We start from the raw sequence: 17,910 nt of genomic DNA on the forward strand, positions 1-17,910 counted from the left end.
AAATTTCACGTTTCCCCTTAAAAAACATTAAATTTTCGTGCGGAAAACTGGATGTTTTGGAAACGAAAAGATGCACATCGCCGGTTCGCCCTCTCCCTTTGAACCTGTTATTTTACAATCAACCCGGGAATTCAAGGAAAGCGCGCTTTCCAAAAGGGGAAGCAAAATGGAAAGTTTTGAAGAAGTGCTCCGGCAATACCGGCCGATGATTTTTCATATGATCCGCAAACTCCGCATTTACAAAAACATCGATGAGTTTGAGCAGATCGGCATGATTGCACTGTGGGAAGCGTATCAAAACAGGCAGGATGACAAAGGGTCATTCACAAGTTACGCATACAACACGATCCGCGGGAAAATGCTGACTGAACTTACGAAAAAGCGGAGGGAGGAAGAAATGTTTGCGTGCCCAAAAGAGGAATTTTGGAATGTGAAAGTGGACGAGTCGCTCCGCCCCCCGCTTGAACTTGAAACGTTGCTGTCGTATTGCGACGGCCTTTCGGAAAAAGAGAAAAAGTGGGTAGTGGCTGCCTTTTATGAACAACTGAAACAAGGCGAAATCGCATCCCGCGAAGGCAAGTCCGCGGAGGCGGTAAAAAAATGGCGGAGGCAAGCCCTCGAGAAAATCAAAAAAAATATGGAACAAAAAGAGAGGCAGCACTGAATGCGTGCCCGTGAAGGCAATACATCCGGGGTAGCGAAAGCAACATGAAACGAACTAAAAACTGATAAACTAAAAAAGCGGCGAGCATCCACGATGATTGGGTGTTCGCCGCTTTTGCCCTTGCCTCCCCCGTCCAGGGCACCCCGGTTTCCCAAGGCTGCCGAACGGTTTCCTCAATCTGCGATAAAAAACTTGCGCAAGTAGTCGTACCATGCTGTTGTGCCCTTTTTGCTCGGGGCGGTTTGCTCGCCGTTTTGAAAGGTGACATACGATTTAAATGCGTCGCTGTCCGGATCCGGCCAGTTTTTCCAGTGGTCCAGATACGTGTAGCCTTCTTTTTTTGCGTACGATTCAAGCTCTTTCACCTGCGCCGGATAGTTTGCCGCCTTATAGAGCGGGTATGACGGCTGGATCACAAGCACTGCATCACCCCAGGCAGCAGCGGCCGTTTTGATATCCTCAAGCTGATTGTCCATCGCCACAGCCCCGTTGTTGATTAAAATAAACGGCTCAAACAAAATGAGATCCGGTTTGAAATTGGCGACGTCTTTATACTTGCCTTCCCGGATAAACTCATCGGAATTTAAATGATAGGCAAAGAGGGAAACCGACACATGGCTGCCGTACGCATCTTGCAATGCCTGCTTTAACTGCGGCCCCCAGCCGTTCGTATCCGCCCCCATCGCATCCGAACCGACAATCGCAATTTTGTAGGCACGCTCTTTGGAAAGCGCGGTTTTAAAATCCGACCGGGCTTTTTTCGGCCAGTTTTTCGTATAATCAGCCAGGGAAGAAGCCGGCTTGTCTGTTTTGTTTGCCTCATGCTTTTTCCCGGCAGCCGGCTCCGCCTTTGCCTTTTCCGCTTTCACTTCCCGAGAAGCCGGCTTGAAACGGCTTGGATCCGTTTTATACTCCCAGTACAGGTGCCCGGCTACAAATACGGCAATGGCGGCAATAACCGACAAAATCGCCGTAAACATTTTCATCTCTCATACCTCCGCTCATTCTCATGTGTAACGCCCGTACGAACCTACAAAAATTATGACAAAAAAAGACAAATTGCACAACCAAAATTGAAAGGAAATTCGCCAAAGGTAAATACAGGAAGATTTTTTAACCAGTTTCTTTTTGCAAAATATTGTGGTTTAATACAAAGTGTATCAAATTGTTTAAATTTATTTCAGTTTCCCGCACATTTCGGGAGGATCTATGATATAATGTATGATAGTTTTCTATCTATTTCGCATTTGTGCTGCAGATCTAAAGGGAGGAACTTATGGAAGAGACAATTAGTTTAAAAGAATTGATGCAGGTGCTGCGCAAACGGCTTTCCATGATCGCGCTGATTACACTGGGGGCGATGATTGTGACGGCCATTGTGACCTATTTTGTGATGACGCCTGTCTATGAATCTTCGACACAAATCCTTGTCAATAAAGCAAGCGATGACCAAACGATGTATACCACGAATGCCGTGCAAACAAATGTTCAGCTGGTCAATACATATAATGTGATTATTAAAAGCCCATCCATTCTCGATAAAGTGATTGACGAACTGAAACTCAACATGACAACGGACGAACTGAACAACAAAATCGAAGTCAGCACAGAGCAAAATTCACAAGTCTTTACTTTGACGGTAAAAGATACAAACCCGTATATAGCAACCAAAATTGCCAATAAAATCGGGGAAGTGTTCAAAAAAGAAATCAAATCCATTATGAAAGTCGACAATGTGACTGTCATTTCCAAAGCACAAGTGCCCAGGGGACCTGTCAGCCCGAAACCGCTTTTAAATATTGCAATTGCGCTTGTGGTCGGCCTGATGGCGGGTGTCGGGATTGCCTTTCTGCTTGAATACCTCGACAATACGATTAAAGATGAGCAAGATGTTGAACAAATTTTGCAATTGCCTGTCCTCGGCGTGATCGGGCAGATTGATGATCAGGAACTGAATGGTTTGCACCGTGCAGGAAAAAAAACAAAAGGAAAGGTTGAGACGGTTGGCGCCTAAAAAAACAAAGCTGTTGAACACGAGAAGAAAATTAATCGCAAAGCTAAATCCAAAGTCACCGATTTCCGAACAGTTCCGGACAATCCGTACAAATATCAGTTTTTCTTCCGTTGACAATGACCTGCAGATTCTGATGGTTACCTCAAGCGGGCCTGGAGAAGGGAAATCGACGATTGTCGGCAACCTCGCTGTCGTTTTTGCCCAGCAAGGAAAAAAGGTGCTGCTCGCCGATGCCGATTTGCGGCGTCCGACCGTCCATTATACGTTTGGCATGACCAATACATTCGGACTGACAACGGTTTTGACCAAGCAGGGGACATTGCTGGAGACTGTTTCAAAATGTGATGTGAAAAATCTGCATCTCCTGCCGAGCGGCCCAATTCCGCCAAACCCGGCAGAACTGTTAAGCTCACGGGCAATGAAGGAATTTTTAAAAGAAGCAAAAGAACAGTACGACATTATTTTACTGGATACCCCGCCGGTTTTGGCTGTGACCGATGCGCAGGTGCTGACCAACCAATGTGATGGCACGATTCTTGTCGTCTCAAGCGGGAAAGCGGAAGTGGAGGCTGTCAAAAAGGCAAAAGAATTGCTGGAATCTGCCAATGCCAATCTGCTTGGCGTTGTCCTGAACAACAAGAAAACCCAAAACACGCATTATTATTACTATTACGGAAAAGATTGACACCATTTGCACGTAAGTTTTCCAATCACTATTGAAAAATGATAAAAATGCACTATAATTTTGTATAGGGTTTGATTTTCATTGAAACGAAATTTCATTTCTTGACAGGTTTGGAGGGGTTCGGGATGATGGATATCCATTGCCATATTTTACCAGGCATTGACGACGGTGCGCAAACGATATACGACAGCCTTGATATGGCAAAACAAGCCGTCTCCCAGGGGATCAAGCAGATTATTGCTACCCCTCATCATATGAACGGAAAATATGAAAACCGCAAAACTGGAATCATTCAAAAAGTAAATGAGTTAAATAAAAGATTGAAAGAAGAACAGATTGATCTAGAAATTCTGCCGGGGCAGGAAAACCGGATTTACGGCGAAATTTTGCAAGACTATGAAAAAGGCGAAATCCAAACGTTGGCCGGCACTTCTTACCTGTTTATCGAGTTCCCTTCAGGCCATGTGCCACGTTATGCGGAAACGCTTTTATATGAAATACAAGTAAAGGGCTTAATGCCGATTATCGTGCATCCGGAGCGGAACGCAGAGCTGATCCAGCATCCGGACCGGCTGTATGAAATGGTGAATAATGGTGTGGCGACCCAAATTACAGCCGCAAGCTTAACAGGCGCTTTCGGGAAAAAGATTAAAAAATTCACCGAACAGCTGATTGAAGCAAATCTCGCCCATTTTCTTGCATCAGACGCCCATAATGTAAAAACGCGTGCTTTTAAAATGGATGAAGCAGCGGACGAAATTGAAAAGAAATACGGTGCGGATATGCTCTATTTCTTTACGGAAAACGCCGAACTGCTTGCCAAAGACCAAGCTATCTACAGAGAAATTCCGCAGCCGGTAAAACAAAAGAAACTGTTTGGTTTGTTTTAATCGGCTTTTTTGGTATTCCGGGTATATGAATGAAGCTGTAGGGGCTGCTCCGCTGTTTTTGGGAAACAGTTTTATCCAGCGTTGCTTGATTTTGGAACAGCTATTTTCGGGTATGTCTCTCATCCGTTATCGTGGGAGGCACTCGGCCATGCTGTGGGTGTGTGTGCACCTTAGACGCCTGTCGTCAAGAGTGTGGTGTGAGGGCGGGTTAGATGCCCGATAATTATTTTTATACCCGAATGTTGGAAGAACAAACATCGATTGTTTTTATCGCACTGCGCAAATCTTAAAAATCAATTAGAATAAGGAGGAATTTACGTGAAAAAAGTGAGAAAGGCAATTATCCCGGCTGCAGGGCTCGGAACACGATTTTTGCCTGCAACAAAAGCCATGCCGAAAGAAATGCTGCCGATTGTAGACAAGCCTACGATCCAATACATAGTCGAAGAAGCCGTCGAATCCGGCATCGAAGACATCATCATTGTAACCGGAAAAGGGAAACGCGCGATCGAAGACCATTTCGACAACGCTTGGGAACTCGAACAAAACCTTGCTGAAAAAGGGAAGTTCGACCTCTTAGATAAAGTCCGCTATTCTTCCAATTTAGCCAATATCCACTATATCCGACAGAAAGAACCACTCGGCTTGGGGCATGCTGTCTGGTGTGCGCGCAACTTTATCGGCGACGAGCCATTTGCGGTCCTGCTTGGTGATGATATCGTGCAGAATGACCCGCCATGTTTAAAACAACTCATTGACGAATATGAAAAAACCCATTCTTCTGTAATAGGTGTACAGGAAGTACCGGAAGAAGAAACGCACCGTTATGGGATCATTGCACCAGCTTCCCAAAACGGACGTAGTTATCAAGTAGAAAAGTTTGTTGAGAAACCAGAACAGGGAACGGCACCTTCTAATCTTGCGATTATTGGGCGCTATGTGCTAACGCCTGAAATTTTTATGTTCCTGGATAAACAGGAAAAAGGTGCAGGCGGGGAAATTCAGCTTACAGATGCAATCCAGCAGTTGAATCAGATTCAAAGAGTATTTGCTTATCAGTTTGAGGGAAAGAGATTTGATGTTGGGGAGAAGTTAGGGTTTATTCAATCTCAAATTGAAATGGCACTTCAAGATGAAACAATTAATCATGCATTACTAGAAATTATTAAAGATTTAATTGAAAAGGCAAGTTTAGAAACAAAGTAGGGGGGAATAAAAGTTGGCTGAACCTGGTTATGCTGCAAATTCAGTTGTAAATCAAATACCCCAAAGTATTGTCTTCGAAGAAAAAAAAACTTATACCATTCTCAAACGAGGAATTGATATCTTTGGGGCATTGTTTGGCCTTATTTGTTTGTCGTGGTTATTTTTGATTATTACAATATTAATTAAGCTAGAGGACCCCAAAGGACCAGTTTTTTTTAAACAGATACGAGTTGGAAAAAATGGAAAAGAATTTTATATGTATAAGTTTCGATCAATGGTGACTGATGCAGAAGAAATATTAAAGGATCTATTAAAATATAATGAAATTGAAGGAGCGATGTTCAAAATAAAAAATGATCCGCGTATTACTAAAATTGGAAAAGTACTACGGAAAACAAGCATGGATGAATTGCCGCAGCTAATTAATGTATTAAAAGGGAACATGAGTTTAGTGGGGCCTCGTCCTCCTTTACCACGTGAAGTTGCTCAATATACAAATTATGATAAACAGAGGTTACTTGTTACACCAGGTTGTACAGGCCTCTGGCAAGTTACCGGTAGAAATAGTGTTAGTTTTAAGAAAATGGTAGAACTGGATCTAATCTATATTAAGAATAGAAGTCTGATTTACGATATAAGGATTATTTTAAAGACTATAGTGATTATACTTAAGCCAAATAATGCGTATTAATTATCAGCTTTTTATCATTCTATGTAATATATAAAGAAATATAAATGCTTATATTTCTTTATATATTATTTTGTACTAAATGGAACATACTAGACTGGTTGGCTTTTACTTTTTGAATAACTTTTTTAAGGAGAGTACACGGATTTGGATATAAAAATCTTAATAGCTACACATAAAAAATATGATATGCCATCGGATGATGTATATATCCCTGTTCATGTTGGAAAAGAAAACAAGCAAGATTTAGGATATGTCGGTGACAATACAGGTGAAAATATTTCATTAAAAAATCCTAATTATTGCGAGTTAACAGCATTGTATTGGGGATGGAAAAACTTAAAATGTGATTATATGGGTTTAGTCCATTATAGAAGGCATTTTTGCAATAATAACTTTTATTTAGGCTTATTTGGTAATAAGAAAAAGAAAATATTAACAAAAGAAAAGGTGGAAAATATTTTAAAAAATTATGATATGATTCTTCCTAAAAAGAGAAATTATTGGATAGAAACACTGTTTTCTCACTATGAACATTCACATAATGGTAAGGATTTATTAAAAACACGAAAAATTATACAGGCTGCCCATCCGCAGTATCTCCACGCTTTTGATAAAGTAATGAAGAGAAAAAAAGCACATATGTTTAATATGTTTATAGCTAGAAAGGATATTTCAGATTCATATTCTGAGTGGCTATTTGATATTTTATTCCGTTTAGAAAAGGAAATTGACATTTCTCACTATTCTCCATATGAAGCAAGAGTATTTGGATATATAAGTGAACTGTTATTTGATGTATGGTTAGAAGTTAACCAAGTTAATTACGTTGAATTACCTGTTATGTTTATGGAAAAACAAAATTGGTTTATTAAAGGTTATATCTTCTTAAAAAGAAAATTTAGTTCAAAAAATGAAGTGAATAGAAGCTTATACCAATCCTAACATTTCCTATAATTTTTACCTTCTAGTTTTAAGAAGTGGGGAATCAACTAGCTATGAAAAATATATTAGTCGTTGGAGATTTTCTATACGGAAGCGGGCTAACGAGGTTTATCTTAGATACTTTTTCAAAAATAGATAAATCAAAAATAAAAATAGATGTTCTTAATATAAGCGGTTCTCATGAAATGGATGAAGAGATTAGAGAAATCGGCTGGAATATGTATTATATTTTTCCCGCAAATCAAGGCCTAAAAAAGCACTTGAAAGAATTTAAATTATTCTTAAAAAGTTATGGACATAAATATGATGCAATCCATTTTAATTACTCGGCCTTATGGAATTTTATGCCAATATTATATGCAAAAAAATACAATGTGAAAAATATTGTGATGCACTCTCATAATACGTATTTTAGTAATGTTTCTTCTAAAAAGTATGTCATGTTTGTATTGAATATATTGCATAAAATTGGGAGGAAAATTGTAGAAAAATCCTGTTCAGGTTTTTTTGCTTGTTCAGAGGATGCAGCAGAGTGGTTTTATAGTAAAAGAATCATCAAAAGCAGCAGGATGAAAATTATTAAAAACGGCATAAATCTAGGTAATTATTCATTCGACCAAAAAACTCGGGATTATATGAGATCTGAAATGAATTTAGAAGGAAAATTTGTTGTTGGTCATATAGGTGTATTAGAATCTAGAAAAAATCAAGAATTTCTAATAAAAATCTTTAAAGAGGTTCTGGATAAAAGAGGGAATGCTGTGCTGTTGTTGATTGGTGAAGGTAGTCTGAAATCAAAATATAAAGAGCTGGTAAAGTCTTTAGGAATTGAAAAAAGTGTTTTTTTCTTGGGTATTAGAAATGATATTGAAAAGTTATTACAGGTAATGGATGTTTTTGTCTTTCCTTCAGTTACAGAGGGATTCGGCATAGTACTTGTGGAAGCCCAAGCTAGTGGTTTGATTTGTTTGTCATCAAAAAATGTACCTAAGGAAGCATTTTGTACAGATTTGGTATATCCAATTTCTCTTAGATATCCTTCAAAATGGGTAGAACAAATCTTGAAAATTCCTGGTGACTATGATAGACACCTAAATAAAAATGAAATAAATCTCCGGGTATATGACATTAATAAAACTGCACGGGATATAGAAGATTTCTACTTAGCTTTAAACTAATGATATGATTACCATGTAATTTTCTGTACTATAAGGAGAAATAGATGAAGAAAATAATTTTTATTGCGCCACATATTTCTGGTAAGGGCGGAACTGAGACGGTTCTAAAAACAGTGGTAAAACAAATGAGCAATTCAAGAGAATATCAACCACAAATTTATCTTGTAGGCGGCAGTATAGATATAAGCTGGTTAAATGGTTTAACATATCAGTGTTCTAAATATTATAGTAACAAAATTATACGCAATGTATATTACTTTATTACTCTTTATAAATATTTATTAAAGGAAAAGCCGGATATCGTGGTAAGCTTGGACCCAATGATATGTTTGATGACCAAAGTTGCGCGGAGTTTATCCCTTTTAAAATACCCAATCATATCATGGATACATTTCTCTATAAATAGTCCAAAGGTACGTAAAAATCTTATTCCCATGGCAGATTATCATTTTGCGATTAGTACAGGTATCGCGAAACAACTTGCAGAACTAAATATTAATAAAAAAAATATATTTACTGTTTTAAACCCAATTACATCAACTTCAAGGGTTGTAAAAAGACCATCTGATAAGACGGTATTCTTATATATAGGAAGAATACTGTTCGAAGGACAAAAACGGTTGAAAGATTTATTTGACGCCCTATCTAAATTAGAAGGTGATTGGCAATTAGATATATACGGAGACGGATCTGATAAGGAAAAATGTCAGAAATACACAGTGCAATTAGGAATTGCAGATAAAATTAATTGGAAAGGTTTTGTCTCTGATCCTTGGGCGCAGATAAAAGAAGCAACAGCTCTTATCTTAACATCCTCGTATGAAGGGCTGCCGATGGTACTAGCCGAAGCAATATCCAGAGGCGTATACTGTATAAGTAGCAATTGCGAAACAGGGCCGGATGATATTATTAAAGAAAATGTTAACGGGAATCTATACAGCGTGAATCACTTAGAAGAATTGAAAAATACACTTCAAGAATTAATCAATGGTAAGCAGTTGCCAAATCATCAAAAAATAAAAGATTCCATAAAAGAATTATATATAAATGAATACTATAATAATTTTCTTGCCTCTTTACGTACAGTTGAAAACACATGGAATAAATAGTTGGAGGAAGGAATTTTACATAAGCTCTGTTGCTGTTGAATAAATGTTGTATGCTTGTCTTCGGATAGATTATCCTTAATTATAAGGATAATCCTAAAACTGCATATTATTCAAACATTATTCAAGTGTATAATCCTTTGAATTTGCGGAGATAATTTCTCTTTATTTATGGGGGACCAGGATGTTAAGAAAAAAGGATATTCATTCATATCTGATTTATACTTCATATATTATTTTAAATATATATTTTTTCTTTTGTTTAACAAACTTCTCAAATTTCCTAAACTCAAAGTATTTATTGTTATTAGGGCTGGGGTTGGCCTTTTTTGCTTTACTATATATTAAATCCTTTGATTTTTATCGCCTTATTTGTTTAGTTATTGTCGGGGTAGTTATCTTATTAAATATTATTTATAACAAGGAAGTTAGTAGCGGAAATTATAGCTGTGACTATACCTTTATTTATCTGGTCTTTTTTGTATTAACAATGGCAGATATTAAAATATCAGATTTAATACGAATTTCATTTTTCACTCAGTTATCATCATTAGTATTTACCATTATTTGTTTTAAATTAAACCTTATAGAAAATACAATTTTATATAGAGATGGGATAATAAGGAAGTCTTTTGGTTTTGCACATCCTAATCTTTTTGGATTAATAGTAATGTGCATCACAATTTCATTTCTATATATATATTTTAAAAAGATAAATCTAATTGTTTTTATTTTAGTATCAGGGATAAATTTATACGTTTATACAGTTACATTATCAAGAACCTCCTTCCTTTGTGCAATTTTTGCTATTTTAATCAGTCTTCTGGCAAAATACACATCTCTATATCGAAAAGGTATTATAAAATATATACTTATATTTTCTATTCCGGTTATTTTTTTGATAAGCGTTACTCTGCCTCTCTTCTACAACACAAGTAACTTTTATTATTTGTTGGATGAAATTTTCTCTGGAAGACTAATACAGGGACATTATTATATAAATAAATATGGAATTAGCATATTTGGGAAATTTATTCCAGACACATATAATATTTTAAATTTGTATAATTGGACAGAAGGATGGGTATTGGATTCTGCGTATTTAAGGATTTTAATACAGCAAGGAATCATTATCTTTATCGTTGTGTTTATATATGTTTTATATAAATGTATTATATTATGTAAAAATCAGAAAGTATTTGAAGTCCTCTTAATATTCACCAGCCTTATTTATGCTTTCTTTGAAAGATATTCACTCAATATTTTCATCTTTTCTATTACATTACTACTTTTTATGAGTGAAACTGATTTTTCAAGTGAAGAAGAATTACAAATTGAGCAAAATTAAGGTATTTGTATATTCTTAAAGTAAAGGAAAGATCTTATGCCGGAAATTAGTATAATAATACCCGTATATAAAGTTGAAAACTATTTAAGAACATGTGTGGATAGTATTTTAAAGCAAACTTTTAATGATTTTGAAGTAATATTGGTGGATGATGGCTCCCCCGATAACTCAGGAAAAATATGCGATAAATATCAAAGTAAAGATACGCGGTTCAAAGTAATTCATAAATCAAATGGAGGAGTGGGTTCTGCAAGAAATGTAGGTCTTGAAAAAGCTGAGGGGAAATACATATATTTTTGTGATCCAGACGACTATATTGAACCCGATCTGTTATCAGATAATATTTCTTTATTAAATAGGTATCATGCTAACATGATAGTATTTGGGTACTATGAAGATTTGAACAGTAAGAAAAGAAAAACTAAATATATTGAACGCAATCCGGAACAGAATATTTTTTTAGAGGATGCAAAAGACTTTCGAGAATATTTCCAATATCTATTTAACTTAGACATTATGTTTACCCTATGGAATAAAATATACAGAAGATCGTATTTACTTGAAAACGGAATTACATTTGAAAGTGTTAAAATCGGGGAGGATTCTAGATTCAATTATTCGGTATATAAGAAAATAGATAGAGTTTATATTAATTCACGAAAATACTATCATTATGTTATAAGCCGAACCGATTCTGCCGTAAACCTTTACAAAGAAGATATATTTAATATTCGATATGAAGAAACAAGAAAACTAGAGGAACTTGTGAAATTTTGGGGTTATGAAAAAAAGTACCGAAATATGGTATACAACGATTGGATTACTACACTTATGGCTGGTGTAAAAAATTTGTATCTAAAAGATTGTCCCTATAATGATAGAGAAAAAAGAAATAAAATACGACAGTTTGTTGTTACTCCGAAAATAGCAGAAACACTAAATGAAATATCGTTCCAAAATTTCAGTGGTTCATTGAAATCTAAAGTAAGAAAACAATTATTAAAAAGAATTACCAACTTTTTTGTATATTTGATGTTTAAAAAATTTTATAGTAACAAATAGTAGAAGCATAATGGAGGAAAGAATGTATGGGTTATGATTATTTAATTGTAGGATCTGGTTTATTTGGAAGTGTGTTCGCCTACGAAGCGGCAAAGCGGGGGAAAAGAGTAAAAGTTATAGACAAAAGAAATCATATAGCGGGAAATATTTATACTGAGAAAGTAGAGGATATTCAAGTACATAAATACGGAGCCCATATTTTTCATACAAATGATAAAAAAATCTGGGATTATGTGAATCAATTTGCGGCTTTTAACAGGTACACCAACAGCCCAATTGCAAACTATAAAGGTGAAATTTACAATTTGCCTTTTAATATGAATACATTTAATAAACTTTGGGGTGTTGTAACACCTGAGGAAGCAAAAGCAAAAATTGAAGAGCAAAAAAAAGCAGCTCATGTTGAACAACCAAACAATTTAGAAGAGCAGGCGATCTCGTTAGTTGGGACCGATATATATGAAAAGCTAGTAAAAGGCTATACAGAAAAGCAATGGGGCCGTAAAGCATCAGAATTACCAGCTTTTATCATCAAAAGGTTACCGGTACGTTTTACTTATGACAATAACTACTTTAACGACAAGTATCAAGGAATTCCTATTGGCGGGTATACTCAAATAGTAGAAAAAATGCTGTCAAGTGAGTTAATTGATATTGAATTGGAAACAGACTTTTTTGTTAACAAGGAAAATTATTTAACGCAGTTTCCAAAGGTTGTTTACACAGGAATGATCGATCAATTCTTCGATTATCAGTATGGTACATTAGAATATCGCAGCTTGAAATTTGAAACGGAAATTTTAGATGTAGAGAATTATCAAGGAAATGCAGTAGTAAATTATACAGATGCAGAAACACCATTTACGCGCGTTATCGAGCACAAACACTTTGAATTTGGAACCCAGCCAAAAACTGTAATCACAAGAGAGTACCCGGCAAGTTGGAAAAAAGGTGATGAACCATACTATCCAATGAATGATAAAAAGAATAATGAACTCTACAAAAAATATCGCGAATTAGCTGAAAAGGTGCCGAATGTAATATTTGGAGGTCGGTTGGGAATGTATAAGTATTTTGATATGCACCAAGTAATCGGTGCTGCTTTAACTGTAGTAGATCGCGAATTTAAGTAGGAAAGTAAAATGCGGTGATGGAGTTGTAATGATTTATCTATCAGCTCCATTTTTTTTATTATGCTATAGAGAATAATTTGGAAACATTTTATTAGACGAATGTTGGTGCTCGCTAGTTAATGGCAGGTTACCCCTCTAAAAAGTAAGGTTCGAATAATATATACCTGAATCCGTGACGAAAATATAACAAACGCCGTTAATAGGTAGATTTCCCAAGAGTAAGGATATAGTGGTGTCCGACTACTCGATAAATGCACTTTTAGTGATTCAGTATGTAAAAATTTCCCTGTTTCACTCGTTTTTGTGCAAGCTAAATAAACCTGCAAATTTCCATTTTTTGCAAGTTTTCGTTTTTTTATTTCTTTTTTCCTAGTAGTCTATTGATCGGGATGTTTAGTAAAAGGCTTGATACAAACGAGTAAAGACCGGTAACCATTTGTTGGTCTCCGCGACTTTTAATTTCCATTGCCGGCCACGGAAAACCAGCTTTGAGGCCAGTGTGATCATATTCTGGATGACGGTTCGGATTCTTCTTCTTGTTGTTTTCTTTTTCAATGGCGTATCTTGTTTTTTCAAGCTTTCTTGTCCAATCAAGCGAAGCAGGTTATACGCAAATACACCGAAATGGAGCACAAGGCCATTCGTTTCATATTTGCCTGACGGCAGCCGTTCGAGATCCAGTTCTGATTTAATTTCACTATGGAACTGTTCGCAAGTGCCATGGTTATGATAAAGAGAGATCACCACATGAGGCGGCACTTCAAGGTCCGTCCAGTAGGTTTCAAATTCATACTCGGGAATTAAAAAAATTTGTCCGTCTCTTGAGATGGTTCTTTCGGTCACTTTAAAAACTTTTCGGATGCTTCGCTCCTGGTCCTTAATTTGAATGGTTTCGGGGATGGATCCAAGGTAAACCTTCTTTCCTTCCCGTTCTTCACAACAGATCCCATATTTTCGGGCAATGTACAGCCAGTCCTCAGCTTTTTCCTTACGGGGATTGCGTTTGATAATAAAGCTTGCATGGTTTTCTAGGAGAATAATGAGATTATCCCGGCTGTCATTTCCGGAATCAAGCCTGAAAAGCAATGGCTGATCTGTTAGTTTCCGGGCAGATTGAATGGTTTCCTGGATGAAATTTGGTGTACCTTTTTGGCAGTGGACACTTCCCTTTCGCATCTCAACATGCAGGCAGTAACCTTCCTGTCCCATGTAAGCGAACATAGGGGCATAACCGTCACAGCCTTTATAGGTTCTTTCGACACCTTCCTTTTTTGTTTTGGAGTTATCGAAAGGGGAGACATCCAGATCAATCGGGATATACGGCTTGTCTTTGGCGTAAACCGGGCTGATTTCCGCATTTGTATGGCGAATCAGATCCAGCGATTCTTCGTGCAAGATCGTTTTCCATTTTTCCACCAAGGCGGCCTGGTCCAATCGTTGCCTGAGAGTCGGGCTGGAAGGAACCCTCTGGATATCCAAAGCCAGTGCAAAAAAAGCATCATCACGGAAGGTTTCAATATTGTCATAATCACTTTTTCCCTGGCAAAGCAAGCCGATATAAGATTTAGCCACATCACCATTGGAACAAGCCGGATACCGGGAGATATCAGGGAGTTTATAGGCATTCAACCTAGAAACTAAATTCGTTTGATTTAGTAAATTTCCTACTATCGCTAAGCCAGCTTGGGCAACAATTCATTCTTTTGTGGGTTCTATCACAAACTTTTTCATGAGATCACCTGAATGTGGAATGAATTTAATTTGTCTGATATCCCAATTATACTAAATTTTATGCGAATTGTTTGCCTTTAAGCGGAAATTTCGTCACGGATTCAGGATTTATAATACAACTTGTCCAGCGGTTATTAAAAATATGGAGGGAGTTAAAGCTTTGGGTCTGGCAAATAACTTTAGTGTCATAAAAAATAAATTACAAACAAAGTTCATGAGAAATACAGGCTGGCTGTTATTTGAACAGATTTTCCGCATGTCATTATCTTTAGTTGTTACTTCATTAATGGCTAGATACCTTGGAACCCATAATTATGGATTAATTAACTATGGACTTGCATATATTACGATTTTTACAAGTGTCAGCAAACTAGGCATTGATGCGATCCTGGTAAATGAAATTATAAAAAACAGGGATAAAACTGGAAATTTAATCGGTACCACAATTGGACTTAGGTTATTATCGTCATTATTTTCTCTATTAATCATTGCTGTAGTTGTAAGATTCCTAAATCCTAATGGTGTTACTTTACAAATTATAACCTTTATCCAATCCATCTCTTTGTTATTTGTCACTTTTGATGCTGTAGGATTCTGGTTTCAATCAAACTTGCAATCTAAGTTTGCAGTTGTCTCAAAGTCAATTGCATTTACGATTGTGTCATTATGGAGATTATTGTTAATTTATTTAAAAGCTCCAGTAGAATATTTTGCAATTGCAACAATATTAGAGGGTCTTGTAATAAGTGTTTTTATTATGGTTTTTTATTATAAATATAAAGGCCCGCGTCTTACCGCTTCTATTCAAACAGCAAAATACTTGTTGTCAAGAAGCTACCATTTCATCATTTCGGCTTTACTCATTAACATTTATACTCAAATGGATAAAATTATTTTAGGACAGGTAACAGGAGGATCCACAGTTGGTATTTATACAGCAGCAATGACGATTGCAAATTTATGGATCTTTATTCCGAATGCGATTATTGATTCAGCCAGACCAATTATTATGACGGAGAAAGAAAATCATAATGAAGAATTGTATAGGAAAAGATTTAAACAATTGTGCAGTTCCATTATATGGATTAGTGTAGTAGCATCCATTTTAATTACAGTTATAGCAAAGCCGATCGTATTTATTCTATACGGTCAACAGTATACTCAAGCAGTTGGTGTATTGATTATCTTAATATGGTCAAGGATTTTCTCTTTAATAGGTACAGTAAGTTCAATTTGGCTAATATCTGAAAACCTTATGAAACTCCAGAAATATTTTGTTGGTATTGGCGCAGTAGTGAATATATTACTTAACCTAGCGTTTATTCCTCATTATGGTGCTTCGGGTTCAGCAATTGCCACATTATTCGCTGAAGTACTTACCTCAACAGTTGCTTTATTAATTTTTAGAGAAACTAGGCCATTATTAAAATTGATCCTAAATTCCTTTAATCTGAGAAATATAAGATAATATAAACATGCTATAGAAATTATTAACATATAAAGCAGTTGGTTGCGAATCTCAACTTAAAGTTTAATGTAATGGATGTGATGTAAAGCTTTGGCTAAGTAGGGCTTGCTGAATAAGCAAAAATTCCAGATTTGACAAGGATTTTGGCTACTTTTGTCGAATATAAAGTGTAAGGATTTCAAAGGAAACACGTAAAAAACCTTGCACTTGGAGGCTGTTACGATGTACAAAAAGACCGAACATCAATTAACTTTTGTAGATGATTTTTTTCTACCATTCGGTGGGAAATGAAATAAAGAAAATCGCTGGGTCCGTCTTGCTGAAATGATTCCTTGGTGGATGGCCGAAGAAAAGTATGCCAAGTCCTTCAAGAAGAAATTCAAAGGCGAAAAGGCTTATTCTGTCAGAATCGCTCTTGGGGCTCTTTATATCAAAGAACGGCTTGGGCTGTCTGACCGGGAAACAGTCGAACAGATCACAGAAAACCCGTATCTTCAGTATTTTATCGGCTTGCCTGAATTCCAGGAAAAAGCCCCATTCGACCATTCTCTGATGACTCGTTTTAGAAAACGTTTGGGCGCAAATATCATCAACGAACTGAATGAATGGATCGTTCTGGAAGAACAAAAACGCCAATTGGAAGAAGCATCTAAGGAAAACGACAACAATGATGATCAGGATCACGACGATGACGATCATGATGATGAAGATCGTAATGATCATGATCATGATCGTGGCGATCTTCAGCCTTCCGGTTCCGATTCAGAAAAGCATTCAACTGAATCGGCTTCTCCCAAAACGAAGAACAGAGGAAAGCTCATTTTGGACGCAACCTGTGCACCGGCTGATATTGCTTACCCTACAGACCTCGGGTTGTTGAACGAAGCCCGTGAGAAATTGGAACATATCATTGATGTCCTGCATGAACCACACAAAGGGAAATTACGTAAGCCACGGACCTACAGAAAAAGAGCCCGCAAGGACTATCTTTCTGTCGCTAAGCAACGTAAAGCTGGCGCCCGGAAAATCCGGAAAGCTGTAGGCAAACAGCTCGGATATGTGAAACGAGATCTGGAGATCATTAAAAATCTTGTTTCCCAAAGCTCTCTGTCTCTTTTAAGCAAAGATGAATACAGGCAACTTCTCGTGATTCATGAACTTTACCGCCAACAGGCAGAAATGTACAAAAAGAAAACACACCGGGTTGACCACCGGATTGTAAGCATTTCCCAGCCACATGTCCGTCCAATTGTGCGCGGCAAGGCAAAAGCGAACGTGGAGTTCGGTTCAAAAGTCGCCATCAGTGTCGTAGATGGTTATGCCTTGATTGAGCACCTCGACTGGGAAAATTACAATGAAGGGACCACTCTCAAGGAATCTGTTGAAAACTACTACAACCGGTTCGGATTTTATCCGGAAGCGATCTTGGCAGATAAAATTTACCGAAACCGTAATAATCTGGCATACTGCAAATCTCTTGGCATTCGTCTGAGTGGGCCAAGGTTAGGACGCCCATCCAGAACGGAAGACAAAACCTTGGAACGCGTCGCAAGGCAGGATGCCTCTGAACGTAATGCCGTTGAAGGCAAATTTGGCGAAGGCAAGCGCAAGTATGGGCTGGGCCTTATTCGAGCACGCCTTCAGGAGACCAGCGAAACAGTAGTAGCCCTTCAATTCCTCATACTGAATCTGGAGCGCAAGCTCAGGGTTCTTTTTTTGAAATTTTTACACAACACTATTTTATATTTTGATAATCGGAATTTGGCTTGTATCTGACCAAATTTGATTCGTT

At 37.1% G+C, this 17,910-nt stretch carries 15 protein-coding genes and 1 pseudogene; 14 read left to right on the forward strand and 2 right to left on the reverse strand.

Annotated features, from left to right (window positions below):
• The first annotated feature begins 70 nt into the window (after positions 1 to 70).
• Positions 71 to 664: a sigma-70 family RNA polymerase sigma factor gene (locus tag NSU00_RS02190; RefSeq protein WP_049783528.1), complete on the forward strand. Its 594-nt coding sequence runs from the start codon at positions 71 to 73 to the stop codon at positions 662 to 664.
• A gap of 173 nt (positions 665 to 837) precedes the next feature.
• Here NSU00_RS02190 and NSU00_RS02195 read toward each other — a convergent pair whose 3' ends face one another.
• Positions 838 to 1,650 (reverse strand): hypothetical protein, encoded by an 813-nt coding sequence (locus tag NSU00_RS02195; protein ID WP_340703329.1) that lies wholly within the window; start codon positions 1,648 to 1,650, stop codon positions 838 to 840.
• Between the two features lie 290 nt (positions 1,651 to 1,940).
• Here NSU00_RS02195 and NSU00_RS02200 point away from each other — a divergent pair, with 290 nt between their 5' ends.
• From NSU00_RS02200 to glf, 11 genes are all read left to right on the forward strand, one after another.
• On the forward strand, positions 1,941 to 2,678 hold the full coding sequence (locus NSU00_RS02200; protein WP_340703330.1) for a YveK family protein: 738 nt from the start codon (positions 1,941 to 1,943) through the stop codon (positions 2,676 to 2,678).
• Positions 2,668 to 3,363: a CpsD/CapB family tyrosine-protein kinase gene (locus NSU00_RS02205; RefSeq protein ID WP_017550934.1), complete on the forward strand. Its 696-nt coding sequence runs from the start codon at positions 2,668 to 2,670 to the stop codon at positions 3,361 to 3,363. The genes NSU00_RS02200 and NSU00_RS02205 overlap by 11 nt, the downstream gene beginning before the upstream one ends.
• A 125-nt stretch (positions 3,364 to 3,488) precedes the next feature.
• A complete protein-coding gene (locus tag NSU00_RS02210) occupies positions 3,489 to 4,253 on the forward strand; it encodes a tyrosine-protein phosphatase (protein ID WP_207369140.1) in 765 nt (254 codons plus the stop codon).
• Positions 4,254 to 4,571: 318 nt separating this feature from the next.
• The gene (gene galU / locus NSU00_RS02215; protein WP_340703331.1) at positions 4,572 to 5,459 is read left to right on the forward strand and encodes a UTP--glucose-1-phosphate uridylyltransferase GalU; all 888 of its coding nucleotides are present in this window, start codon (positions 4,572 to 4,574) and stop codon (positions 5,457 to 5,459) included.
• A gap of 13 nt (positions 5,460 to 5,472) precedes the next feature.
• Positions 5,473 to 6,150 (forward strand): sugar transferase, encoded by a 678-nt coding sequence (locus NSU00_RS02220; RefSeq protein ID WP_340703332.1) that lies wholly within the window; start codon positions 5,473 to 5,475, stop codon positions 6,148 to 6,150.
• A gap of 144 nt (positions 6,151 to 6,294) precedes the next feature.
• Complete coding sequence (locus NSU00_RS02225) at positions 6,295 to 7,092, forward strand: DUF4422 domain-containing protein (protein ID WP_340703333.1); 798 nt, start codon at positions 6,295 to 6,297, stop codon at positions 7,090 to 7,092.
• Between the two features lie 53 nt (positions 7,093 to 7,145).
• On the forward strand, positions 7,146 to 8,270 hold the full coding sequence (locus tag NSU00_RS02230) for a glycosyltransferase (RefSeq protein WP_340703334.1): 1,125 nt from the start codon (positions 7,146 to 7,148) through the stop codon (positions 8,268 to 8,270).
• 44 nt (positions 8,271 to 8,314) lie between these two features.
• On the forward strand, positions 8,315 to 9,379 hold the full coding sequence (locus tag NSU00_RS02235; protein WP_340703335.1) for a glycosyltransferase: 1,065 nt from the start codon (positions 8,315 to 8,317) through the stop codon (positions 9,377 to 9,379).
• A gap of 181 nt (positions 9,380 to 9,560) precedes the next feature.
• Entirely contained in the window at positions 9,561 to 10,724 is a 1,164-nt protein-coding gene (locus tag NSU00_RS02240; protein WP_340703336.1) for a hypothetical protein, read from the forward strand.
• Between the two features lie 36 nt (positions 10,725 to 10,760).
• A complete protein-coding gene (locus NSU00_RS02245) occupies positions 10,761 to 11,786 on the forward strand; it encodes a glycosyltransferase family 2 protein (protein ID WP_340703337.1) in 1,026 nt (341 codons plus the stop codon).
• 26 nt (positions 11,787 to 11,812) lie between these two features.
• Positions 11,813 to 12,919: a UDP-galactopyranose mutase gene (glf, locus tag NSU00_RS02250; protein ID WP_340703338.1), complete on the forward strand. Its 1,107-nt coding sequence runs from the start codon at positions 11,813 to 11,815 to the stop codon at positions 12,917 to 12,919.
• A gap of 393 nt (positions 12,920 to 13,312) precedes the next feature.
• On the opposite strand, the gene NSU00_RS02255 is transcribed toward glf, so the two are convergent.
• On the reverse strand, positions 13,313 to 14,614 hold the full coding sequence (locus NSU00_RS02255; RefSeq protein WP_237349351.1) for an IS1380 family transposase: 1,302 nt from the start codon (positions 14,612 to 14,614) through the stop codon (positions 13,313 to 13,315).
• Between the two features lie 196 nt (positions 14,615 to 14,810).
• Between NSU00_RS02255 and NSU00_RS02260 the strand changes: the two genes are divergently transcribed.
• Both NSU00_RS02260 and NSU00_RS02265 read left to right on the forward strand, forming a co-directional pair.
• Positions 14,811 to 16,118: a flippase gene (locus tag NSU00_RS02260; RefSeq protein WP_340703339.1), complete on the forward strand. Its 1,308-nt coding sequence runs from the start codon at positions 14,811 to 14,813 to the stop codon at positions 16,116 to 16,118.
• 222 nt (positions 16,119 to 16,340) lie between these two features.
• Positions 16,341 to 17,894, forward strand: a pseudogene (locus tag NSU00_RS02265) (IS5 family transposase).
• Positions 17,895 to 17,910: the final 16 nt, after the last annotated feature.

The organism is Weizmannia sp. FSL W8-0401, assembly GCF_038009125.1.
In the GTDB taxonomy this organism is placed as follows: Bacteria; Bacillota; Bacilli; order Bacillales; family Bacillaceae_C; genus Weizmannia; species Weizmannia coagulans.